The organism is Pseudomonas sp. PDM09 (assembly GCF_014852305.1).
Classification (GTDB): Bacteria; Pseudomonadota; Gammaproteobacteria; order Pseudomonadales; family Pseudomonadaceae; genus Aquipseudomonas.
Genome location: NZ_JACVBI010000010.1, coordinates 1 through 24095, shown reverse-complemented (window position 1 = coordinate 24095; position 24095 = coordinate 1). Strand labels below are relative to the sequence as shown.

The 24095-nt window shown below is 58.6% G+C and carries 17 protein-coding genes and 1 pseudogene; 7 read left to right on the top strand and 11 right to left on the bottom strand.

What is annotated here, in order from left to right:
• Positions 1-77: 77 nt before the first annotated feature.
• Positions 78-2972: a ribonucleoside-diphosphate reductase subunit alpha gene (locus tag IB250_RS22495; RefSeq protein ID WP_192345628.1), complete on the top strand. Its 2895-nt coding sequence runs from the start codon at positions 78-80 to the stop codon at positions 2970-2972.
• 263 nt (positions 2973-3235) lie between these two features.
• Here IB250_RS22495 and flgE read toward each other — a convergent pair whose 3' ends face one another.
• The 6 genes from flgE to IB250_RS22465 all read right to left on the bottom strand — a co-directional run bounded on the left by flgE (position 3236) and on the right by IB250_RS22465 (position 8301).
• Positions 3236-4549 carry a flagellar hook protein FlgE gene (gene flgE, locus IB250_RS22490; RefSeq protein ID WP_123495858.1) on the bottom strand — a complete coding sequence of 438 codons (1314 nt, stop codon included), beginning with the start codon at positions 4547-4549 and terminating at the stop codon, positions 3236-3238.
• Between the two features lie 30 nt (positions 4550-4579).
• Positions 4580-5269 carry a flagellar hook assembly protein FlgD gene (gene flgD / locus IB250_RS22485; protein WP_192345627.1) on the bottom strand — a complete coding sequence of 230 codons (690 nt, stop codon included), beginning with the start codon at positions 5267-5269 and terminating at the stop codon, positions 4580-4582.
• A gap of 15 nt (positions 5270-5284) precedes the next feature.
• Complete coding sequence (gene flgC / locus IB250_RS22480; RefSeq protein WP_007899122.1) at positions 5285-5728, bottom strand: flagellar basal body rod protein FlgC; 444 nt, start codon at positions 5726-5728, stop codon at positions 5285-5287.
• A gap of 3 nt (positions 5729-5731) precedes the next feature.
• A complete protein-coding gene (flgB, locus tag IB250_RS22475) occupies positions 5732-6139 on the bottom strand; it encodes a flagellar basal body rod protein FlgB (protein ID WP_095634357.1) in 408 nt (135 codons plus the stop codon).
• Between the two features lie 355 nt (positions 6140-6494).
• Complete coding sequence (cheR, locus tag IB250_RS22470) at positions 6495-7322, bottom strand: protein-glutamate O-methyltransferase CheR (protein ID WP_192345626.1); 828 nt, start codon at positions 7320-7322, stop codon at positions 6495-6497.
• Positions 7323-7368: 46 nt separating this feature from the next.
• Positions 7369-8301, bottom strand: coding sequence for a chemotaxis protein CheV (locus IB250_RS22465; protein ID WP_008071794.1), 933 nt, complete (start codon positions 8299-8301; stop codon positions 7369-7371).
• A gap of 81 nt (positions 8302-8382) precedes the next feature.
• On the opposite strand from IB250_RS22465, the gene flgA reads away from it, so the two are divergent.
• From flgA to IB250_RS22445, 4 genes are all read left to right on the top strand, one after another.
• Positions 8383-9144, top strand: a complete 762-nt coding sequence (gene flgA, locus IB250_RS22460) for a flagellar basal body P-ring formation chaperone FlgA (protein WP_123495852.1) — start codon at positions 8383-8385, stop codon at positions 9142-9144.
• A gap of 169 nt (positions 9145-9313) precedes the next feature.
• Positions 9314-9640, top strand: coding sequence for a flagellar biosynthesis anti-sigma factor FlgM (flgM, locus tag IB250_RS22455; protein ID WP_192345625.1), 327 nt, complete (start codon positions 9314-9316; stop codon positions 9638-9640).
• Positions 9641-9687: 47 nt separating this feature from the next.
• Positions 9688-10155, top strand: a complete 468-nt coding sequence (locus IB250_RS22450) for a flagella synthesis protein FlgN (protein WP_008071798.1) — start codon at positions 9688-9690, stop codon at positions 10153-10155.
• An 88-nt stretch (positions 10156-10243) separates the two neighbouring features.
• Positions 10244-10990, top strand: coding sequence for a flagellar brake protein (locus IB250_RS22445; RefSeq protein WP_192345624.1), 747 nt, complete (start codon positions 10244-10246; stop codon positions 10988-10990).
• 63 nt (positions 10991-11053) lie between these two features.
• On the opposite strand, the gene IB250_RS22440 is transcribed toward IB250_RS22445, so the two are convergent.
• From IB250_RS22440 to IB250_RS22425, 4 genes are all read right to left on the bottom strand, one after another.
• Positions 11054-12436 (bottom strand): MFS transporter, encoded by a 1383-nt coding sequence (locus IB250_RS22440; RefSeq protein ID WP_123495848.1) that lies wholly within the window; start codon positions 12434-12436, stop codon positions 11054-11056.
• Between the two features lie 71 nt (positions 12437-12507).
• Positions 12508-13749 (bottom strand): glutamine synthetase family protein, encoded by a 1242-nt coding sequence (locus tag IB250_RS22435; protein WP_192345789.1) that lies wholly within the window; start codon positions 13747-13749, stop codon positions 12508-12510.
• 282 nt (positions 13750-14031) lie between these two features.
• Positions 14032-14724 (bottom strand): sensor histidine kinase, encoded by a 693-nt coding sequence (locus tag IB250_RS22430; protein WP_192345623.1) that lies wholly within the window; start codon positions 14722-14724, stop codon positions 14032-14034.
• The gene (locus tag IB250_RS22425; protein ID WP_052966588.1) at positions 14721-16325 is read right to left on the bottom strand and encodes a tetratricopeptide repeat-containing response regulator; all 1605 of its coding nucleotides are present in this window, start codon (positions 16323-16325) and stop codon (positions 14721-14723) included. Before IB250_RS22425 ends, IB250_RS22430 begins: the two co-directional genes overlap by 4 nt.
• Positions 16326-16705: 380 nt before the next feature.
• Here IB250_RS22425 and IB250_RS22420 point away from each other — a divergent pair.
• Positions 16706-20277: pseudogene (locus tag IB250_RS22420) on the top strand (CheR family methyltransferase).
• A gap of 14 nt (positions 20278-20291) precedes the next feature.
• On the opposite strand, the gene IB250_RS22415 reads toward IB250_RS22420, so the two are convergent.
• Complete coding sequence (locus IB250_RS22415; RefSeq protein WP_192345622.1) at positions 20292-20831, bottom strand: hypothetical protein; 540 nt, start codon at positions 20829-20831, stop codon at positions 20292-20294.
• 854 nt (positions 20832-21685) lie between these two features.
• Here IB250_RS22415 and IB250_RS22410 point away from each other — a divergent pair.
• A partial coding sequence (locus IB250_RS22410; protein WP_225603736.1) for a beta strand repeat-containing protein occupies positions 21686-24095 on the top strand: 2410 nt, incomplete at its 3' end.

Genomic DNA, 24095 nt, shown 5'->3' with positions numbered 1-24095 from the left:
TTGTAGTGCTTCAGGACAGAACGGTGGGCACCGTGATGGTGCCCAAACAAACATAGAGAATGTGGAGACAACCCCCCATGCAAACCGACACAACTCGCGAGAACCCGCAGGGCACCTTGCCGCAGGCCGCCGATTCGAATTCGGATCTGTCCGCCACCGCGCCTGGCCAGCTGCGCGTGATCAAGCGAAACGGGACTGTCGTTCCTTACACCGATGACAAAATCACCGTCGCCATCACCAAAGCGTTTCTTGCAGTTGAAGGCGGCACCGCTGCCGCTTCGTCGCGCATCCACGACACCGTTGCCCGCCTGACCGAACAAGTCACCGCCACCTTCAAGCGTCGCATGCCATCGGGCGGCACCATCCACATCGAAGAAATCCAGGACCAGGTCGAACTGGCCCTGATGCGTGCCGGCGAGCAGAAAGTTGCCCGCGACTACGTGATCTACCGCGACGCCCGTTCCAAGGAACGCGCTGTACGCGCCCCTGCCGAGGACGCGGTACAGGCTCACCCGTCGATCCGCATCACCCGCGCCGATGGCAGCCTTGCACCTCTGGACATGGGTCGTCTGAACACCATCGTCACTGAAGCGTGCGAAGGTCTGGAAGAAGTCGATGGCGACCTGATCCAGCGCGAAACCCTGAAGAACCTGTACGACGGCGTGGCCCTGACCGACGTCAACACTGCTCTGGTGATGACCGCCCGTACGCTGGTCGAGCGTGAGCCGAACTACTCGTTCGTGACCGCCCGCCTGCTGATGGACACCCTGCGTGCCGAAGGCCTGAACTTCCTGGGCGTCGCCGAGAGCGCGACTCACCACGAAATGGTCGACCTGTACGCCAAGGCGCTGCCTGCATACATCGCCAAAGGTATCGAATTCGAATTGCTGAACCCGGTTCTGGCGACTTTCGACCTGGAAAAACTCGGCAAGGCAATCAACCACGAGCGCGATCAGCAGTTCACGTACCTGGGCCTGCAAACCCTGTACGACCGTTACTTCATCCACAAGGATGGCGTGCGTTTCGAACTGCCACAGATTTTCTTCATGCGCGTGGCCATGGGCCTGGCAATCGAAGAGAAGAACAAAGAAGACCGTGCGATCGAGTTCTACAACCTGTTGTCGTCCTTCGACTACATGTCCTCGACCCCTACCTTGTTCAACGCCGGCACCCTGCGTCCACAGCTGTCGAGCTGCTACCTGACCACCGTGCCGGATGACCTGTCGGGCATCTACCACGCGATCCACGACAACGCCATGTTGTCGAAATTCGCTGGCGGCCTGGGCAATGACTGGACGCCGGTTCGTGCGCTGGGCTCGTACATCAAGGGCACCAACGGCAAATCCCAGGGCGTTGTACCGTTCCTGAAAGTGGTGAACGACACCGCCGTCGCCGTTAACCAGGGTGGCAAGCGCAAAGGCGCTGTGTGTGCCTACCTGGAAACCTGGCACATGGACATCGAAGAGTTCATCGAACTGCGCAAGAACACCGGTGATGACCGTCGTCGTACCCACGACATGAACACCGCCAACTGGATCCCTGACCTGTTCATGAAGCGCGTCTTCGATGACGGCAAGTGGACCCTGTTCTCGCCGTCCGAAGTGCCGGACCTGCACGACCTGACCGGCAAGGCCTTCGAAGAGCGCTACGAGTACTACGAAGCCCTGTCCGAGTACCCAGGCAAGATCAAGCTGTTCAAGACCATCCAGGCCAAAGACCTGTGGCGCAAAATGCTGTCCATGCTGTTTGAAACCGGCCACCCATGGCTGACCTTCAAAGACCCGTGCAACCTGCGCAGCCCGCAGCAGCACGTGGGCGTGGTTCACAGCTCGAACCTGTGCACCGAGATCACCTTGAACACCAACAAGGACGAGATCGCCGTTTGCAACCTGGGCTCGATCAACCTGCCGAACCACATCACCAACGGCAAGCTGGACACCGCCAAGCTGGAACGCACCGTGAACACCGCTGTTCGCATGCTCGATAACGTTATCGACATCAACTACTACTCGGTGCCACAAGCGAAGAACTCCAACTTCAAGCACCGTCCGGTCGGTCTGGGCATCATGGGCTTCCAGGACGCTTTGTACCTGCAGCACATCCCTTATGGTTCCGACGCTGCCGTCGAGTTCGCCGACAAGTCGATGGAAGCGGTCAGCTACTACGCGATCCAGGCGTCCTGCGACCTGGCCGACGAGCGCGGCGCTTACGAGACGTTCCAGGGTTCGCTGTGGTCCAAAGGCATCCTGCCGCTGGATTCGCAACAGATCCTGATCGAACAGCGTGGCCAGAAGTACATCGATGTCGACCTGAACGAATCCCTGGACTGGGCACCGGTTCGCGCCCGTGTGCAGAAAGGCATTCGTAACTCCAACATCATGGCCATCGCACCGACCGCAACCATCGCCAACATCACTGGCGTGTCGCAGTCGATCGAACCGACCTACCAGAACCTCTACGTGAAATCGAACCTGTCGGGCGAATTCACCGTGATCAACCCGTACCTGGTTCGCGACCTGAAGGCTCGCGGTCTGTGGGACTCGGTCATGATCAACGACCTGAAGTACTACGACGGTTCGGTTCAACAGATCGAGCGCATCCCGCAAGAACTCAAAGAGCTCTACGCCACTGCGTTCGAAGTGGACACCAAGTGGATCGTTGACGCGGCCAGCCGTCGTCAGAAGTGGATCGACCAGGCTCAATCGCTGAACCTGTACATCGCCGGCGCTTCGGGCAAGAAGCTGGACGTGACCTACCGCATGGCTTGGTACCGTGGTCTGAAAACCACCTACTACCTCCGTGCCCTGGCCGCAACCAGCACCGAGAAGTCGACCATCAACACCGGTAAGCTGAACGCTGTTTCCAGCGGCGGCAACCACGGCGACGACTCGGTCCTGGCAGCCCCTGCCGGCCCTGCTCCAGTGCCGAAGGCGTGCGCCATCGACGAGCCGGATTGCGAAGCTTGCCAATAAGCTGAGCCGGTGAGCGCTGAAAGGCGCTGACCTCGATAACCCCCGATCAGTCCTCTGGATTGGTCGGGGGTTTTCTTTTGCCTGCTTTAAGTCAAAAGATCGCAGCCTCGCTTCGCTCGACAGCTCCTACAGGGATCGCATGTCAATGTAGGAGCTGTCGAGCGAAGCGAGGCTGCGATCTTTTGATCTTGAACTGTTCTACCATCCACAAAAAAGCCCCTCTTGCGAGGGGCTCTTTGTGAAACGCTATTCGCTCACCAAAATCAGGTCATCTGAATGATGGTCTGCATGATGGTGCTCTGGGTGGAGATGGTCTTGGCGTTTGCCTGGTAGTTGCTCTGGGCCTTGATCAGCTCGACCAATTCGTTGGTCAGGTTGACGTTGGACTCTTCCAGGGAGTTGGACACAACCGAACCCAGCGTGCCGGTCGTCGGCGCATCGACACCCGCCACGCCCGAGGCGAAGGTTTCTTTCCAGCGGGTACCACCGATCGGTTGCAAGCCTTGCTCGTTAGCGAAGCTGGCGACTGCAACCTGGCCGATGGCCTTGGTTTGCTGGTTGCTGAAGTTGGCGGTCATGACGCCGGTGGCGTCGATCGTCAGGCTGGAGATCTGGCCGGTGGCGTAACCATCCTGGAATTGGGCGGTACGAGCGGTTGGCGAGTTGTAAGAGGTGGTCAGCGCCATGTTGAACGCGATACCGCCAGTGGCAGCGACGGAACCGTTCGGACCCCAGGTCACAGGAGTCGTCGCGGCGTTGGTAATGGTACCTGGCACCCAACCGGTCATGGTCAACGTGTTGCCGGTCTTGGTCCAGCCAGCACCCGCCGTCAGCGTATTGATGCTGCCATCGGAGTTGAAAGTGATGTCGGCGGTAATCGCCACTGGTGGCGTGGTAGCAGGGTTGGCCGGGGAACGACCATCCATGTAGGTGTGGACACGCCAGGCGTTGGTACCCGTTTTCACGTAGTACTGATCCATGGTGTGCTCGTTACCCTGGCTATCGTAGACCTTGGTGGAAATGGTCTTGTTATAGCTGTTGGTATCGGTCGGGCTGAACGTGGCCACGGTCGGTAATGTTTCCGCCGAATTCAGGTTCATCGTCTGATCGACTTTGGTGGTCGGGTTTGGCTTGAGGCTCGACGTATCAATCTTCAAGTCAGTCAACACACCGTTGATGATCTTGCCGTTGGCATCAACGCCATAACCCTGCAAACGGTTGCCGTTGTTATCGACCACATAGTTTTCAGCATCAGTCTTGAACGCACCGGCACGGGTGTAGCTCAGGGAGCCGTTGTCGCTGAGGATGAAGAAGCCGTTGCCCTGGATGCCCATATCCAGCACGTTGCCGGTGTTGTTCACGTCGCCCTGGCCGAACTGCTGGGACACGTTGGCCAGACGCACGCCGTTGCCGACGGTCTTGCTGCCGGTACCCAGGCGAGTGGCCGAGTACACGTCTTCGAATTCTGCACGGGAGGATTTGAAACCGGTGGTCGCGACGTTGGCGATGTTGTTGCCGGTTACGTCCAGTTGTTTGTTGGCTGCATAGAGACCGCTAAGGCCGATATTGAAAGACATATTCCACTCCTTGTGCCGTGTTAGTCGGCTCTATATACCAATGGTTTGTACTTTGGACAGGGCAACGCTGCCCATGCCTGCCAGGTTCAGCATCAACTCACCGCCGGTCTGGCTGATGGTCACGCTGTTAACGGTCGCTGGCAGATAAGTAATCAGCGATGTCGCCTTGCTGTCGATGGTGGCCGTTGCGCCGAAGGTGTAAGTACCCGCCGGTGCCACCGCGCCTGCATCGTCCTTGCCGTCCCAGATAAAACTGGCGTTACCGGCACTTTGACTGCCCAACTCGAGCGTACGGATAGTCTTGCCTTCCGAGTTGGTGATCTTGACGGTGGCGGCGGAAACCGAGGTGGGCACCACGACGGTACCGTTAAGGCTCTTGGAAGTGTCGACCATAGTTTTGTCGGTCTGCGCAATGACGGAGCGCCCCACCAGCGAAGAAGCCTGCAAGGCTTGCGAGGAGCTGTAGCTGCTGGCAAGGCCGCTGACCGTATCGTTCAGCGTGGTGATACCTTCCAGGCTACTGAACTGCGCCAACTGTGCCACGAACTCGCTGTTATCCTGAGGATCGAGCGGGTTCTGGTTTTTCAGCTGAGTCACCAACAGTTGCAGGAACGCGTCCTTGCCCAGCGCCTGGCCGCCGGTAGCGGCGGAGGTCAGGCTGTCTTTGTTGGTCGGGGTCTGGACCGAGGAGTTGGCCAGAACATCGCTGATAACGCTCATATGAATCGCCCCTTATCACTGACCGAGGGTCAGGACCTTCTGCATCATGGTTTTGGCGGTGTTCATCATTTCGGCGTTGGTCTGGAACGAACGGCTCGCGGAAATCATGTCGGCCATTTCTTCGACGACGTTGACGTTCGGGTAGTAGACGTAGCCCTTGCCATCGGCAGCCGGATGGTTCGGCTCGTAGCGCGCTTCAAGGTTGCTCTGGTCTTCGACCACGCCCAGCACTTGCACGCCTTGACCGGCAGCGTCCTGGTTCTGGAACAGCGAATCGCTGCCGCCGCTCTGGCCGCCCTGGAACATGGTGGCGAATACCGGGTGGCGGGCACGGTAGGTCTGGTCGATGCTCGACGAGACGGTCTCGGCGTTGGCGATGTTCGAGGCGACGGTGTTCAAGCGAGTGGTCTGGGCACTCATGCCGCTACCGGCAATGTTGAAAACACTGGATAGAGACATGGATTACTCTCCGCGCAGGGCTGACACCAGCCCTTTGAATTTACTGTTGAGCAGGGTGAAGCTGGCCTGGAAGTTGACCGCGTTTTCCGCGTAATTCGACTGTTCCAGCTGGGCGTCCACGGTGTTCTGGTCGATCGACGGTTGCATCGGCGTGCGATACATCAGCGACTCGTCGCCATTGCCCATGCCTTCAGCTTCGATGTGACGGCTGTTGGTCATGTTCAAGGCGAACTTGCCGTTTTTGGTTTTCTCGTTCTGCTCGGCGAGCACTTTCGAGAAGTCCAGATCCCGAGCCTTGTAGTTCGGGGTGTCGGCGTTGGCGATGTTGTTGGCCAGGACTTCGGCACGCTGAGCGCGGAAGCCCAGGGCTTGTTCATGGATACCGAGCGCTTTATCGAAGCTGATGCTCATGTCGGGAAACCTTCGGGTGACCTGATTTTTCGTAACATGGACATAGCAAGCGGCGTGCCAATTCAAAAAAGCCCGTAAACCGGGGCTTTGCGCGCGGTGGCAAGCCGGCAATGCCAGAAAAGCGGCAACCGATTTCCGCCGCCTGCCGCTTTTCTGCCGCTTATCAGGAACTACACCGACCACTGTAGGAGCGAGGCTTGCCCGCGAAAGCGATGTGTCAGTCAGCGATTTTGTGTCTGATACACCGCCTTCGCGGGCAAGCCTCGCTCCTACAGGTAGTGCGGCGAGAATGAGAAATCAGGCACAAAAAAACGGGACCCCCTGAGGACTCCCGTTTTTTTATGCCATCAACGAATCACTTCGCCTGATAAATGATCCCCGGGCTGCACTGGACCATCTGGTAATGGTCCGGCAAACCGTTCAGCGCTTCGGACGCGCCAAGGAACAGATAACCGCCCGGCTTCAGTGTGCTGTGGATGCGCAACAGGATGTCTTTCTTCACCTCGGCGGAGAAGTAGATCAGCACGTTGCGGCAGAACACGATGTCGAACTTGCCCAGGCTCGCATAGCTGTCCAGCAGGTTGAACGAGCGAAATTCCACCCGACTCTTGATCGGCGCCTTGATCGCCCAACGTCCCGGCCCTTTCGGGTCGAAGTAACGCTGAAGGCGCTCGGGCGACAGACCGCGGCCGATGGCCAGGCTGTCGTACTCGCCGGTCTTGCAGTTGGTCAGCATGGTGCCGGACAGGTCAGTGGCAACGATCTGCACGCCCATCTTCAACTGACCCATGTTGACCCGTTCGAACTCATCGATGGACATCGACAGAGAATACGGTTCCTGACCCGACGAACACGCCGCCGACCAGATCCGCAGGCGCTGGCCGGGGCTTGCCTTGATCGCTGCAGGCAAGACCTTGTTCTTCAAGATTTCAAACGGATAGGTGTCACGAAACCACAAGGTTTCGTTGGTGGTCATGGCATCCACCACCATCTCGCGCAAACCACTGCGCGGCTGGGTCTGGATGCGCTGAACCAGCTCACCCAGCGATTTGATGCCCTGCTGTTCCATCAGTTTGTTGAGACGGCTCGAGACCAGGTATTGCTTGTTTTCACCGAGCAAAATGCCACAGGCTTTTTCCAGGAATACCCGGAACTGTTCAAAATCCAAATTACCCGTAGACAAAGATGCCGCCTCTTAAATCGTGTTGACCGCCAGGGACAGAAGGCCCCTAGCTGTTATCTGCTGCTTTGATCCGGTCGACTACCCGGGATGCCAGGTCATCAGGACGGAATTTGGCCAGGAAGTCATCGGCACCGACCTTCTTGACCATCGCCTGATTGAACACACCCGACAACGAAGTGTGCAGGATGATATGCAGCTTTTGCATGCGCGGATCACTGCGGATTTCGGCCGTCAGGGTGTACCCGTCCATCTCCGGCATCTCGATGTCGGAGATCATCATCAGGAACTCTTCTTCCGGCTTCTTGCCCTCATCGACCAGCTTGCGCAGGTAATCCAGCGCTTGCCGGCCGTCGTTCAACGCCACCACTTCGACGCCGACGGTTTGCAGGCAACGGGTCACCTGCTTGCGCGCCACCGATGAGTCATCGACCGTCAGCACGCGCAAGGACAACGCCTTGTGCTGAGTCTCGACATCCACCACGCCCACCGAAATCGCTTCCGGTGTCGGTGACACTTCCGCCAGCACCTTCTCGACGTCGATGATTTCGACCAACTGATTGTCGACCCGAGTCACCGCCGTCAGGTAGTGATCGCGCCCGGTGCCCTTGGGTGGCGGATGAATCTCCTCCCAGTTCATGTTGACGATGCGCTCTACCGATCGAACCAGGAAACCCTGAGTCTTGGTGTTGTACTCCGTGATGATCACGAAGGGATTGCTTTGATCTTTCAGCGCTCCGGAGCCGGTCGCCATCGCCAGATCCAGAATCGGAATGGTCGCCCCCCGAATATTCGCCACACCGCACACGACAGGACTGGACTTGGGCATCAGGGTCAGCTTGGGGCATTGCAGCACCTCACGAACCTTGAACACGTTGATCCCATACAGCTGCTGGCCGTCGAGACGGAACAACAACAGCTCAAGGCGATTCTGCCCCACCAGTTGCGTGCGCTGGTTCACCGAATCCATTACACCAGCCATGCCCAGACTCCTACACCAACGCTAAGTGTGTTGCGACGCACATTCTTCACTAAACGGCACGGCGCTTGCTTTTTAACTCTTATGAACACAGAACCGACATTTTCCCGACGCTTGACATCAACGTATCGCAGATTGCTCTGCGCGATGTCGGCCGTTTGCCTGTTCAACGCTGGCAGCCCTGCCCTTGCTGACGCGGTTACCTTGCCTGACATGCTTATCGGCGTCACTCAGGGCTTTCTTGAATTCACCGTAGAAGACTATCTGGCCACCAGTCAAACGCAAGGACGCTACGAAATCGAGGTCAACCAGCTCGATCCCCGCCTGCGCATGCCTATGTGCGACAAGGAATTGACAGCCACCCTCGAGAGCCCCGCGAGGCCTCTGGGCCGGGTTACGGTCAAGGTTCGCTGCGACGGTGCCTCCCCCTGGACAGTCTTCGTACCCGCTCAAGTACGGCTGTTTCGCGACATCGTGACCACCACTCGTCCGCTCAAGCGCACAGGGATTATCGAACCTCAGGACGTAACCCTTCGCGAACGCGATATCAGCCTGATAAATCAGGGTTTTCTGACTTCCGTCGATCAAGCGATCGGACAAAAACTGACCCGACCAATGGTCGCCGATCAGGTGATTACCCTGGTGCACCTCGAACAGGCGGAAGTCATTCGCAAGGGCGATCAGGTAGTGATTACCGCCCGCAGTGGTACGCTCAGTGTGCGTATGCCGGGTGAAGCGCTGTCCAATGGCGGCATGAGCGAACAGATTCGCGTGAAAAACCTCAACTCCCAGCGGGTCATCAAGGCGCAAGTCACCGCGCCCGGCCAGGTGGAAGTTTCCATGTAAGCGGCCATGTAGTTTGTGAAGAGATGGCGCGCCACTGGGCTGTTGCCTAAACTGTGCCGCATGCAGGACACACGCTGGCGCATGCACGCTCATTGATAAATGGGCCTAAAGTTTTCACAAGAAGAGCCGAAAACATGGCAAGCGTCCAAATATCCAGAGGTTTTTTGTCATGGTCATCGATTTCAGTCGTTTAAACAGCTCCTCGTCACTTGCGGGCAGTACACGTACCAGCGCCGCGAAGGAAACCGCCGAAACCGGCCAATCCGCGCCGCTGACTACCCCGGCCGAGCAGGCCAGTACCACCAAAAGCGGGGAATCGGTACACCTCAGCAATGAGGCTCAACAGTTGCAGAAGGTCACTGACAAGCTGCGCGATCAGCCTGCCGTCGACAACGCCCGCGTGGCCGAGTTGAAAGCAGCGATTGCCGATGGCAGCTATAAAGTCGACAGCAACCGTGTAGCCAGCAAACTGCTCAACTTCGAAGCCCAGCGCTAGGCCACGGCCGCGCCAGGCTTTTGGACGCTTAAAACCCAAGGCCAGCCATGCACGACACTAATTTACTGCAACTGATCATCGACGACTTTGCCCCGGCGCAACACTTGCTGGAGCTGCTGCAAACCGAGTCCCTCGCGCTGCACGGTCGCGACATGCCACTGCTCGAAGAGATTCTGGCGCAGAAACAGGCATTGATCATTTTGCTTGAGCAGCATGGCCGCAAGCGCAGTGAAATCCTCGCCAGCCTCAACCTGCCGACCAATCGCCAGGGCCTGGAGCAACTTGCCAGCCATTCGAGCATTGGCGATCAGTTGCTGGCACAGAGCGATGTGCTGACCGACCTCCTGGCCCAGTGCCAGGCCGCCAACGTTAACAATGGCCAGTCGATTCTGGTGCAGCAGGCCGCCACGGCCAACCAGCTGAAAATCCTCACCGGCGGCGAGCCGCCAGCGCTCTATGATGCCCGCGGTTCAACCTCCAAGCTCGCAAAGCCACGCCCGCTCAGTCAGGCTTGAGCCTTTCAATGAGCACGCTCTATCAAGACGCGAAACATGCTGGCAGAATGCTAGCCAGTAGTCATATTTGTCTGGAGATTGATGCCCCGTGTTCAATGCCTTAAACGCGGAAGATGCTCCGCAGCCACCCAAGGTGCTCACTACGCCCCTGGAAATCTCCGGCAATCTGCGTCAGCTGCAAGACAGCCATGACCCGCTGATCATCACGTTCCATGAGCGCAGCCAGCGCTTCCAGAGTTATCTGGTGGACATCGACCGTGACAGCAACATGATCGCGCTGGACGAAATGATCCCGCGCGATGGCGAACGTTTTCTGCTGGCCGGCGAACCGTTCAAGGTCGAAGGCTTCCACGACGGCGTGCGCATCGCCTGGGAAAGCAATGGCCCGCTGACCATCGACGACTCCGGCGATGGCCGCTGCTACCGTGGCGCGCTGCCCGATGAGGTGGTTTATCACCAGCGCCGCAATGCTTTCCGCGCCGCGTTGAAGCTGGCGCAACTGGTCAACGTCGATCTGGGTGGCGACAAACTCAAATCGGCCATCAGCGGCAAACTGCTGGACATCTCCGCCACCGGCTGCAAGTTGCGCTTCGAGGGCGACATCACCGCCAGGCTGCAACTGGGCCAGGTCTACGACCGTTTCGTCGCTGCCCTGCCCTTCGGCAGCATGACGGCACCGGTCGAACTGCGTTACCTGCATTTCGAAGAAAAGATCAACACCACCTTCGCTGGCGTGCGTTTTCACAACATGAGCGGCCTGGTGCAGCGCCAGGTCGAGCGGTTCGTCTATCAGCTTCAGCGCGAAGCGCGGCGTTTCGATAAAGACGACTTCTGATACGCCACGCCCATAAAAAACGGGCAGTCCCTTGCGGTGACTGCCCGTTTTTTTATGCCTTGGTCAAGGCCGCGCTTCGGTAAAACTTTGCTCGCGACCTGTGTCAGGGTCTTCGGGTTCCGAATCTGTTTCAGCTTCGGTTTCCGGCTCGGCATCCGGATTGAAATCAGCCTCCGGGTTGACCGGGTTCTGCATCTGATCCTGCACTACCTGTTCATCGACTCGCGGGTCCAGGCAAGCGACCAATGGCGAGCTCGACATGCTGTCCGGCATGGCCACGTGATGCAGCGGAGCATCGTCCACCTGATGCAGGTTGGTGACCGCTTTGGGGCGAATTCGCCACACCAGCACCAGCGCAAAGAAGCTGAAGAAGGCATAGAGCATCTGACTGCCGAACAGCTTCATCAACACCCCGGCTACCAACGGTCCGATACTCGCGCCGACACCATAAGTCACCAGCAGCATCGCCGTCAGCGACACCCGGCGATCACCCTCGACGTGGTCGTTGGAGAACGCCACCGCCAACGGGTACAGGCAGAACTGCACCAACGAGCAGAGGAACCCGGCAATGAACAGCACCTCCAGCGGCACCTGCTGCATGATTGCCAGCGGCAACGCGGCCAACGCCAGGCTGAACGCGAAACAGCGGATCAACAGCGCCCGGTCATAGCGGTCCGACAGCCAACCCAACGGCCACTGCACCACCAGGCCTGCAAAAATGCAGCTACCCATGAACAGACCGACCTGTTCGGTGGACAGCCCTTGCTGCGAGGCATACAGCGGCGCCAGACCGTAGAACGAACCGACGATCAAACCCGACCCCAACACCGTGCTCAACGACTGCGGCACACGCTTGATGAAGAAGCGTGGTTCCATCGGCGCCGGGTGCAAAGGCGCCGGGTGAATCCGCCGCGTCAGGGCCACCGGTACCAGGCACAGGGCGAAACACAGTGCGACCAGCATCAGCAGTTCCAGGCCCAGGCCCGGGTGCATGACCAGAATCAGCTGACCCAGCACCAGCCCCAGGTACGAAGCGATCATGTAGCCGCTGAACACCACCCCACGCTTATTGGCTTCTGCCTGCTCATTGAGCCAGCTTTCGATCACCATGTACTGGCACATCATGCCCAGGCCGACGATCACCCGCAGGAACAGCCACGCGGGCAACCAGTCCACCAGGCCATGGCCCAGCACTGCCGCGCCGACGATCCCGGCGCAGGCTGAATAAGCTCGAATATGCCCGACCCGGGCAATCAGCCGATGGCCGATCTTGCCGCCCAGCACCAGGCCGAAATAGTTGGCCGCCATCAACGCACCGACCCACAGGCTATCGACTTTATCGGCCGCCAGGCGCAGGGCAAGGTAAGTACTCAACAGGCCCGAGCCGATCAACATCATCAGCGAGGCGAAATAAAGCCCCCGAAAAGATTTCAAGATTTGGCGCATCGGCGTTCCGAGCGGCTCCTTGCAGTGAGTATCGGGCTATCGACAAACGATAGCCCGACGGCGACGGGTCGTCAGGCCTGGGCTGCTAGAACACGCCGTTCCCAGGGAGTAATTTCATCAAAGAAGCTGGTCAACTCCATGGTCTTCGAAGCGATGTAGCCTTCGATGAACTCCTTGCCGAACAGTTCCTTCGCCAATTGGCTACGTTTCAGACGTTCGAGAGCGGCATGCAAGGTACACGGCAACGAAAGATTATCCGGCACAACGAACTCACCCTGGATCGGCTCGCTCGGCTCCAGTTTGTTCTCGATGCCATACAACCCTGACGCCAGGCTCGCGGCGATCGCCAGATACGGATTGGCATCGGCCCCCGGCAAGCGATTTTCGACCCGACGAGCGACCGGTGAACTGGCCGGAATGCGCAGTCCGGCCGCGCGATTGTCGTGGGACCAGCAGGCATTGTTCGGCGATGCGAAAGGATGGCACAGGCGCTGATAGGAGTTCACGTTCGGCGCAAACAGCGCAGTGAAATCCGCCAGACCGGCCTGCTGGCCACCGATGAAATGACGGAAGGTCGCGGTCGGCTCGCCGGCCTTGTCGCTGAACACGTTACGCCCGGTGCCGATCTCGACGATGCTCTGATGAATATGCATCGAACTGCCCGGTGTGTGCGCCAACGGCTTGGCCATGCAGACCACGGTCAGGCCATGCTTGAGCGCCACTTCTTTGAGCAGATGCTTGAACAGTAAAGTCTGGTCGGCCAACAGTAGCGGATCGCCGTGCAGCAGGTTGATCTCGAACTGGCTGACACCCATCTCGTGCATGAAGGTATCGCGCGGCAAGCCCAACGCCGCCATGCATTCGTAGACTTCATTGAAGAACGGCCGCAAGCCGTTATTGGAACTGACGCTGAACGCCGAATGACCGTCCTCGCGACGACCGTCCAGGCCCAGTGGTGGCTGGAAGGGTTGCGTCGGGTCAGGGTTGGGCGCGAAGACGAAGAACTCCAGCTCGGTCGCCACCACCGGCGCCAGACCGAGGGCGGCATATCGAGCGATCACGGCCTTGAGTTGGCCGCGGGTCGACAATGGCGAGCTCTCGCCAGTCAGTTCGTCCGCATCACAAATGGCCAGCGCCCGAGGCTGCGGGCTCCAGGGCAAACGGTGGATCTGCGCGGGATCAGGCACCAGCGCCAGGTCGCCATCATCACTGCCGTAAAAGCGCGCCGGCGGATAACCGCCCATGATGCATTGCAGCAGCACTCCCCGCGCCATCTGCAAACGCCGCCCTTCAAGAAATCCTTCGGCGGTCATCACCTTGCCGCGTGGTACGCCGTTCAGGTCCGGCGTGACACATTCAATCTCATCAATGCCCGTCAATCGCTGCGCGAGTGAACGATGGCCATCGGTTGTCATGACGCAATCCTTGTTGTTGTACGAGCCGCGAACGGCGACCCGTACAAAATAGGCTTCGGCTGTTCGGAATATCAAGCAGCGTCAAACAAAAAGGTGGAGGAACCGCCGAAGGCTGCGATCTTTTGACTTTGCTTTTTAAAGGCAACATCAAAAGATCGCAGCCTTCGGGGATTGTGTCTGTCAGGGGAGATACAGGCTGAACACGCCACCGCCCAACGGGCCGCCATTGCTGATTTCGGTGCGTCCGCCCACGCCGTTGCGCTGATGCAAGGCGGCAATCCGTCCGGCAAAGTACAGGCCCAGGCCGGTGCTGCCACTGCTGTGGTTGATGCCCTGCACGTAATCGGCCTGACGCTCGATCATCTCGGGCGGATAACCCTCACCATCGTCGTTGATGGTCAGCACCAGTTGCCCGGCCTCATCGCTGACGCTGATCAACAAGGCATGGCGGGCGTAACGAATGGCATTGTTGATGCAGTTGGCGAGTACCGAGGCAATCAGTTCCCGGTCGAAGAAACCCAGCGGGCTCAACGGGTCCACTTCATAGCTCGCGATAATGCCGCGGCTGGCGAACACTTCCTGGTGAGCCGCCAGTTGCGCCTCGATGAAATCATCCAGCTCATGGTAGGCCGGCTGCAACGGCATCTGGTTGACACCGAGTTTGTACAGCCCCAGCAATTGCACCAGCATGCCATTGAGGTGGGCGAACTCGAAGTCGATCACGCCCTGCTCCGGGGTGTGTTGCTCGGGATCGGGCAAGCGCGCCAGCCATTGACTGTGCGCCTGCATCAGCATGGCCAGGGAGTTCTTCATGTCATGCACGGTGGAAGCAATCACCGTGGAAAAGTCGAGTGACGGTTCGCTGTCGATCATTCGCCGAACGCCTTGATTTTCAGTTTCTGGTAGCGCGGATAACGCGCGTCGGTATCGGGCATCAGGCCGACGGTTTTCAGGCAGGCCCGGCATTCTTCCAGTTCGGCCGACGGCACGCTGGTGTCAGTGCCGTGCAGCAACGACTGCGCCATGTTCAGGGCAATACTGATGTTCTTCGGCTGCAACGCCAGGGCTTTGCGGAATACATCCCGGGCTTCCACCAGGTTGCCGGTCTTGTACACCCGCACGCCCTGACGGTTAAGGTCGGCGGCTGCGTTACCGGAGTTGAGGATGGTCGGGTCGTCAGTCAGTTTGGCGATGCCTTTCATCACGGTCGGATCGTCGCCGTAGATTTCCGCACAGTTTTTCAGCATCGAAGCGCCGGCACTTGCCTGCCCCAGCATTTGCAGCTGTTTGGCCACCAGCAGCGCCGCTTCGGCGCTCATGAACTGCTCCATGCCATCGAGGCGCATCATCGCCTGCTCGGTGAGCTTCTCGGCGGTTTCGGCATCGTTGAGCAGCAGACTGGTGGCTTTCATCAGACGCGCACGAATCTGCAGGCCGGGGTCGGAAGGGTTCTCCTTCGCCACCGCACTCAGCGTGGTGTTGATTTCGAGGCGGGTCCGGGTGTCCAGGCCTTTCTCACTGCCCTTGCTGATCAAGGCATGGGCCAGGCCGAGGTTGCTTTCCGCATCCTTGAAACGTGACTGCGCCCCTTGGGCCACCGCCTGGCGATAGGCTTTGGAAGCGGTATCGAAATCCTCGTTGGCCATTGCCAGCTTGCCCAGCAACGCTTGCCGGCGCACCGCCAGCGGCGACAGGCGAATAGCCTCTTCCAGAACTCTCTGCGCCCCCTTGGTGTCGCCTTCGGCGACCAGCACATCAGCCATGCCGTCGTAGAGAGCCGGCATCATCGGAAAAACTTTCAGAGCCTTTTCATAAATGCCTTTGGCCTGGCTGACCTGGCCGCGCTTGAACAGCAACTGGCCCAACCCGGCAAATGCCCATGGCAAAGGCCGATCAGCAATGATGCTGTCATAGAGACGCTCCAGCGCTTCGTTCTGGTTCAAATCGCGCAACGCGTCGGCGCGGTAACGCAGGCACAGCGGCGAATACCGAATGTCCTGTTTGCACAGGGCAATGCAGGCATTGAGCACTTCAACCGGTTTGCCCCGGTCAAGGGCTTGCAGGATCGGTTTGAGCAACGTTTTGCGCTGCTCCAGCCGTTCCAGGCGCTGGGCCAGGCCGGAACGGTTGAACGGCTTGGTCAGGTAAGCGTCGGGCTCATGCTCCAGTGCGCTGAGGACCATGGCCTGGCTGGTTTCGGCAGTGACCATGACAAACACGCTTTCATGGCTGATCAGTTTCTCGATCATCAGGTCTTCGAGTACTTGCTGACCGTTCTTCTTGCCGTCGCCCAGATGGAAGTCCTGCAGGATGAAATCGTAAGACTTCTGCGAGCACATGCGCAGCGCCTGTTCACCGGTATCGGCGGTGTCCACGTCCTTGACGCCCAGCTCCCGCAGCATGGACCTGACGGAACTGCGGAAATCCGAGAAATCATCGACGATCAGGAAGCTTTTTTGGTGATACGACAGCATCGAAGATTTCCAGGCAATTTAAGAAGAACAACCTAAAGGCAGTGACACGGATGAACTCAGCGTCGCGGCCGTTTTTCGGGCGCGCAGATGATAGCGGGAGGCCATAGGCTATCAAGCGATTTCGCACAATTCCGTGATCACACGTGCCGGCCGTCAGCGACGAAACTCACACAGCCGATCGGGTTATCGGCCAGTAGTCGCGTTCCCTTGAAGCGACGGGAATGCAATCGTGCGTTGGGTGGTCAAAAACTTATATAACCCCACAAATGCGCGCTAAATAATTGAAGGCCTTATTGAAAAACGGGATTATTCTGAATTGACGCGCGTTTTATACCCGCTTGAACTCAATACGCTTTACATCGCCAGCAAAGGCAAAAGAAATGACCACCAACCCCAAGCACTCGGCCACCGCTCCTGAGCAAAAGGCCCTGAGCCCCAGCACCCTGGACTTTCCGGTGGTGGGTATTGGCGCGTCAGCGGGCGGGCTGCAAGCCATTAAACTGTTCTTCGAGAACATGCCTCACGATAACGGCATGGCGTTTGTGATCATTCTTCACCTGTCGCCCGACCATCAGAGCATCGCAGACAAGATCATCCAGGAATCGACCCAGATGCCGGTTCTGCAGGTCACCGAAACCGTGCCGATCGAAAAAAACCGGGTGTACGTCATCTCACCGGCGCAGCGGCTGACCATGAATGACGGCAACCTTGAGGTCAGTGAAAACGATCCACAGTTGGGACGCCACGCCTCGATCGATCTGTTCTTCCGTGACCTGGCCGAAGTACACCAGGAACGCGCCTTTTGCCTGGTACTTTCCGGCAGCGGTTCCGATGGCGCGGTCGGCTTGTCACGTATCAAGGAACACGGCGGCATCACCATGGCCCAGGTGCCGGAAGATGCCGAGTTCGACGGTATGCCACGAGCGGCCATCGAGACCGGCATGGTTGATCTGGTGTTACCCGTGGTCGAAATGCCGCAAAAGTTGCTGGATCTATGGCACAACTCCCAGGAAATCAGCTTGCCCACTGCCAACGACCCGGAACTGCAAACCATCGCCTCGGTGTCCGAGCGTGATGCAGCGCTCGCCGAACAAATGCTGCATGACGTGCTGATCCAATTGCGCACCGGCACTGGTCATGACTTCAAGCACTATAAACGCGCGACGGTATTACGGCGGATCGAGCGCCGGATGCAGGTCACGGCCCAGCCGGACCTGGTGGCTTACTACCGCTACCTGCAAAGCAATCCCGAAGAAACCAAGGCGCTGCTGGGGGACATGCTGATCGGCGTGACCAACTTCTTCCGCGATCGCGAAGCCTTCGAAGCGCTGGAGCGCGATATCGTGCCGCAACTGGTCAGCGCCGCGGTCTCGGCGCAGCCTGAGAAAGAAGAAATTCGAGTGTGGTCGGCTGGCTGCTCCACCGGCGAAGAAGCCTACAGCCTGGCGATGCTGGTCAACGATCAGCTGCAACTGGAATCCAGCAAGGCCTCGCTGCAAATTTTTGCCACCGATATTGACGAACGCGCCATCAGCATCGGCCGGGCCGGTCTGTACCCTCAAGCGATCGTCACGGATGTGCCGCCGACGCGGCTGCGGCATTACTTTATCAAGGAGGATGACCACTATCGGATTCGCAAGGAAATCCGCGAGAAGGTGCTGTTCGCCAAACACAGCCTGTTATCCGACCCGCCTTTCTCGCAGATCGACCTGATCGTTTTTGCCGCAACCTGCTGATCTATCTGGATCGCGAAGTACAGCGCGAAATCCTTCAGATGTTCCACTTTGCATTGCGCCCTGGCGGCTTCCTGTTCCTGGGGTCTTCAGAAAGCGCAGACGCTTGCCATGATCTGTTCACGCCGGTAGACAAACGCAACCGGATCTTCCGCGCCAAGACCGGCACCGCCAATAGCCGACGCACGCCGACCGTGCCACGCGGCGGCTATGTGCGCAGCAACGTTTCCCGCCAGACACCGCAAAACGCAGTGCCGCGCAAGCTGTCCTTCGCCGACATCCACCAGCGCGCCCTCGAGCGCGCCGCCCCACCGAGCATGATCGTCGACGCCAACGCCGACATCTTGCACATGAGCGAAAGTGCCGGGCGTTTCCTGCGGCATGTGGGCGGTGAGCTGTCACGCAACCTGCTGACGCTGATCCTTCCGGAGCTGCGCCTGGAGATCCGCACCACATTGTTCCAGGTCCAGCAGAGTGGCCTGGCGGTCAAATCCCGCGAGGTGTCGATCAAGCGCGAAGACCGGCGCTACAAGGTCAGCCTGGAGGCGCAGCCTTACAAGGATGAAGAGTCGGACGGCGAGTTCGTCCTGGTGATTTTCGAGGAAGTCGAAGTCGATCCTTCGCAAGTGACGACCACGACTCTGCTGCAAACCGAGAGCCAGGTACTGTCCAACCTGGAGCGTGAACTGCAACGCACCAAGCTGCATTTGCAGGACACCATTGAACAATCGGAAATCTCCAGTGAAGAACTGAAAGCCTCCAACGAAGAAATGCAGGCGATCAACGAAGAATTGCGCTCGGCCACCGAAGAGCTGGAAACCAGCAAGGAAGAGCTGCAATCGATCAACGAAGAGTTGCTGACGGTCAACTACGAGCTGAAAACCAAAGTCGAAGAAACCGACAAGATCAACGACTACCTGACCAACCTGATCGCCTCCACCGACATTGCCACGGTCTTTGTCGACCGCAGCATGCGGATCAAATGGTTCACCCCCCGCGCCACCGACATTTTCAGCATGTTGCCGATGGATACCGGCCGTTCACTGCTCGACATCACCCATCGCCTGCACTACGAAGAGCTGGCGAGTGATGCCGCCCAGGTATTCGAATCATTGAACATGATCGAGCGCGAAGTCAGCAGCACCGACAAGCGCTGGTACATCGCCCTCCAGCTCAACGCCGAACTGCTGAGACGCTTGCCGGTGACCAAGTCTGTGGCGCCTGCCGCCAAAGCCGTCAGCACCATCTGCGATGCCGTCAGCAGCCAGGCACGGATCATCGATGACCTGCTGGACGTTGCCCGTGTCCGTACCGGCAAGCTCAAGCTGAAACCGATCGCCGTGGACCTGGCCAGTGTGCTGCGCGATATCCACACTGTCGTCCTCAATGATCGGCACAGCACCACCGTCGAGTTGCAAGTACCGTCAGAGCCGTTGATGGTGTGCGCCGATCCGACGCGCTTGGAGCAGATCATCTGGAACCTGGTGAACAACGCACTGAAATTCACCCCGCCCAACGGCCACGTGCAATTGATCGCCCAGCAGGCCGCAAACATGGCGCGCCTGGACGTCAAGGATGACGGCATTGGTATCGCGGCCGAGCACCTGGAGCACGTATTCGACCTGTTTGGCCAGGCTGAAACACAACACGCCAACCACCAACGCGAGGGGCTGGGCATCGGTTTGTCACTGGTCCGCCAGTTGACCGAGGCCCAACGGGGTACGGTAGAGGTGAGTTCCCCGGGCGTCGGGGAAGGCTGTACCTTCAGTGTCTACTTGCCACTGGCCAACACCGAAGAAAAAACCCAAACCGAAGCTCAAATCGACGATGTGTCAGGAAGACTGAGCGGCTTGACGATTCTGCTGGTCGACGACTCTGCCGAGGTACTGGAAACCCTGAAAATGCTGCTGGAAATGGAGGACGCCGAAGTCATTGCCTTTGATCGTCCGATGGCCGCTCTGGACGCAGCGAAGAGCACCCGTTTCGATCTGATCATTTCGGATTTGGGCATGCCGGTCATGAACGGCCATGAGCTGATGAATGCATTGCGTCAGTTGCCGCTTGCCAAGGATGTGCCGGCCATTGCCCTGACCGGCTATGGCGCCAGTAGTGACATTCAGAAAGCCCACCAATCGGGTTTCGACCAGCACATTGGAAAACCGGTTTCCTACGATGATCTGATCACAACCATTGAGACCCTGCGGCAACCCCAGCCATGAGGGGGTGTAATCACTCAGCGTAAATAGGTGCGTTGCAGCCAGACGCGCCGGTCAATCGCCTGTCTCAGACGCTCCTTGTGGTCTGCCCAGACCTTGGGATCGACCTTGGGCGCACGCATGAGGTTCAACATGGCCGCTTTGGCGGCCAGATACTCCGACCATGCGTCTTCGCAACTGAGCTTGAAACGCTCATGCTCGCTCATTTCCATGCGCCGCAGCGCCAGTACCGACTCATCAGTGATGACCGGGCTTAGCGTCAACTGCACCCGATGCGGTGCGACGAACCCTTGCGCGTCCGCCACAACATCCCTCGCGCGCTGAGCGCCCCACTTCAACGCCGCGCAGTAAGGCTCATCCCGATCCCTGTCGTGAAACTCCTCACACAGCATGATCCCATGGTCATCATAAATACCTATGAACACCTGGGTGATACCTTCGTGATTCACCCGAGCCCGCACTTCCACCTGCACCCCGTCGCTGAGGACTTCTTCATGGATGTGCAGCGATAACCGATTGTCGGTCCATAACCAGAACTGGGCGCCTCTGTGTCGCATTGCTTGGCTCCTTGAGTGGAGTGAGCAGTAAGGCACAGTAGTGACAGACTTTCCATGTAGGTCGTCGGGTGGTTTTAGCCATGAAAAACCTGCCACAGCAGACGCGGGACCGCTTTTCGTAGGAGCCAGGCTTGTCGGCGAAGGCGTCCTTAAGAGCGCCTTCGCCGGCAAGCCTGGCTCCTACATGTCCGATTTACCCTTAACCGACCTCCATCAGGCTCTGGCAGGGCCTTTTTAACACTGAACGCTGAAATTTCAGGGGCGTCCCAGCACCGATAAAACACAGCCAGCCCATGCTGCATAAGGGTTTCAGATCATTTGAGCCGCACCAGTGTTGAGTGCCTGCGACCCATTCGCCAAAAACAGATCGACATAATATTGACACCAAAACACCCACTTGTCGGAATATTGGCACATGGCACCGTTTCATCCGGTTAACACCTTTACAAAGCCTGAGCCCACAACTAAACACCTATCAAACTGATATCAGGAAAGGCCGTACTCCTGAGTCAGGGTTATCCCAAGACACGGCCTCATTCAGCCATTACTTCAGGAGTCCCTTCCACATGGGAGCTCTCAGATTACTGCGCGCCGTGCGTAATGCAGCCCCAGGTTCGGGCCTACGTTCGCCCAACCGGTCCTGCGATCCGCTCCTCGAGTGCGGCGAGCTTTTCCACCCCCGCAATACCCGCGCGCCTCTGCCGGCAGCGGTTGTCCCGTCAGCTGGCCGACGATGTCCGGCGGCCGCCTCGCACCACTCTTGAACGACCTGAGCGGTGCAAGAACGGGACTTCGTCCTGTTAGCAGTCCTAGCGATTCCAAAAATAAAAAAATGGCATTTTCGGGAGAAAGACATGGCTACCACCACAACGACCAGCGGCGGCACCGTTACTTCGTTTTCCAACACTCCGCAGGCGCAGGACGACATTTTCACTGCCGGAGTTATTGGCACGAGCACCGCGGCCATCACTGAAGACCTGCTGGGAGTCGTGTACCTGGACGTCATGTCCAATGACCTCGGTGGCAACGCGAAGACACTGTGGTCACTCGATAACGCAACCAGTCTTTCTACCGCCACCAAGGTTTATGCTCCGGCCGACCTGCTGGTCCAGGACACGAGCAGAATCGAGGCGACGAGTGCTGACACCAGTTTCAATGGTGCAAAGATCTGGATTACGTCGGATGGCAAAGTCGGCTACGACGCTGCTACGTTATCGACGACTTTCAAGGAACAACTTCAGGCGCTTGCTGCTGGAGGGTCCCTGACGGACAGTTTTACCTATGCGATTCGTCTGGGTAACGGCACGCTCAGTTGGGCTACCGCGCAGGTGCAGTTCGCTGGCATGAATGACAGTGTAACGATGAGCCTCGGCGCACAGGCAAGTACGGTAACCGAAGATGCGACCACAACACCGAGCACCACTGACTCGCTGAGCGCGACAGGCACTATTGCTTTTAGCGATGTAGACCTGAGCGACACGCATACCGCCTCTTTCGTGGCGGCGGGAGGCAATACAACCGCGCTGGGCACCTTCGTCCTTGCCCCCGTGACCGAAGCGGCCAACACCGCCGACGGCTCCGTCAACTGGACTTACACCCTCAATAACGCGGCAGCCCAGTCCCTGGCCCAGGGTCAGACGGCTACCGAAACTTATGTGGTCACCATCAATGATGGGCATGGTTCGTCGACCACGCAGAACGTGACGATCACTATCACCGGCACCAACGACCAGGTGCAGATCACCAGCGGCGTGCAAGCCGGCGATGCCGGGGAAGACAGCGGCGACTACGCAGCCAGCGGCAACATCACCTTCACCGACGTCGACCTGATCGATACCCACAGCGTCACCGTCACGCCGGGCGCTTCCGGCTATCTGGGCAGTTTCACCACTGATCCACTGAGCGACAGCACCGGCACGGCCAGTGGTTCGCTGGGTTGGAACTTCGCGGTGAACAATACCGCCCTGCAGTTCCTCGGCGAAGGCCAGATCGTCACCCAAACCTATAACGTGGCGATTGGCGACGGCGCGATGCAGACCGTGACCATTACTATCACCGGTACTAACGATCGGCCGACGCTGACGATCGCCGACAGCAGCGGCGCAATAAACGAAGGTAATGGCACCGCCACGCTGAGCGACAGCGGTGCCCTGAGTTTTGCCGATGTTGACAATATCGACGTGGTGACTGTGTCGCACACCTCCAACGGCAACATCGCCTGGAGCGGCGGCACGCTCAATGCGGGCGTGGCTTCGGCACTGGTGGCCGGTTTCTCGGTCGATCAGAACAGCTGGGACTACAGCAGCAACCAGAACCTCGACTTCCTCGGTGCGGGTGAAACCATCACCTTCTCGTACACGGTGGTTGCCACCGACAACAGTGGCGCGGCTAATGCTGCTTCGGCGACTCAGACTGTCACCATCACCCTCACTGGCACCAATGACGCACCCGTGCTCAATTTCGCGACAGGCAACGATATCGGCGCCGTGCAAGAAGACACCACACTCAGCGTGAGTGGCCAGTTCAGTTCGGCCGACATCGATCACGATGCCACCGCCAGCTGGAGCATCAATGGCTCGGCTTCGGGCACTTACGGCTCGATCGCTGTCGACAGCACCGGCCAGTGGACGTACACCCTGGCCAATGGCACCGACGGTGTCGCCAGTGCCGTGCAGTCATTGAAGGCTGGCGAAAGTCATAATGAAGTGTTCAGCGTGCAGGTCAGCGATGGCCTCGGCGGTGTCGATACTCAGCTGGTGACCGTCACCGTCAGCGGCACTAACGACGCACCCGTGCTCAGCTTCGTGACCGGCAATGATGCCGGCGCGGTGCAGGAAGACACCACCCTCAACGTCAGCGGCCAGTTCAGTTCGGCCGACATCGATCACGACGCAACCGCCAGCTGGAGCATCAATGGCTCGGCAACCGGAACCTATGGCTCGATCGCCGTCGACAGCACCGGCCAGTGGACGTATACCCTGGCCAATGGCAGCGACGGCATCGCCAGTGCCGTGCAGTCATTGAAGGCGGGCGAAAGTCACGACGAAGTGTTCAGCGTGCAGGTCAGCGATGGCCTCGGCGGTGTCGACACCCAGCTGGTGACTGTCACCGTCAGCGGCACTAACGATGCGCCCGTACTCAGCTTCGTGACCGGCAACGATGCCGGCGCGGTGAAGGAAGACACCACCCTCAGCGTGAGTGGCCAGTTCAGCTCGGCCGACATCGATCACGATGCCACCGCCAGCTGGAGCATCAATGGCTCGG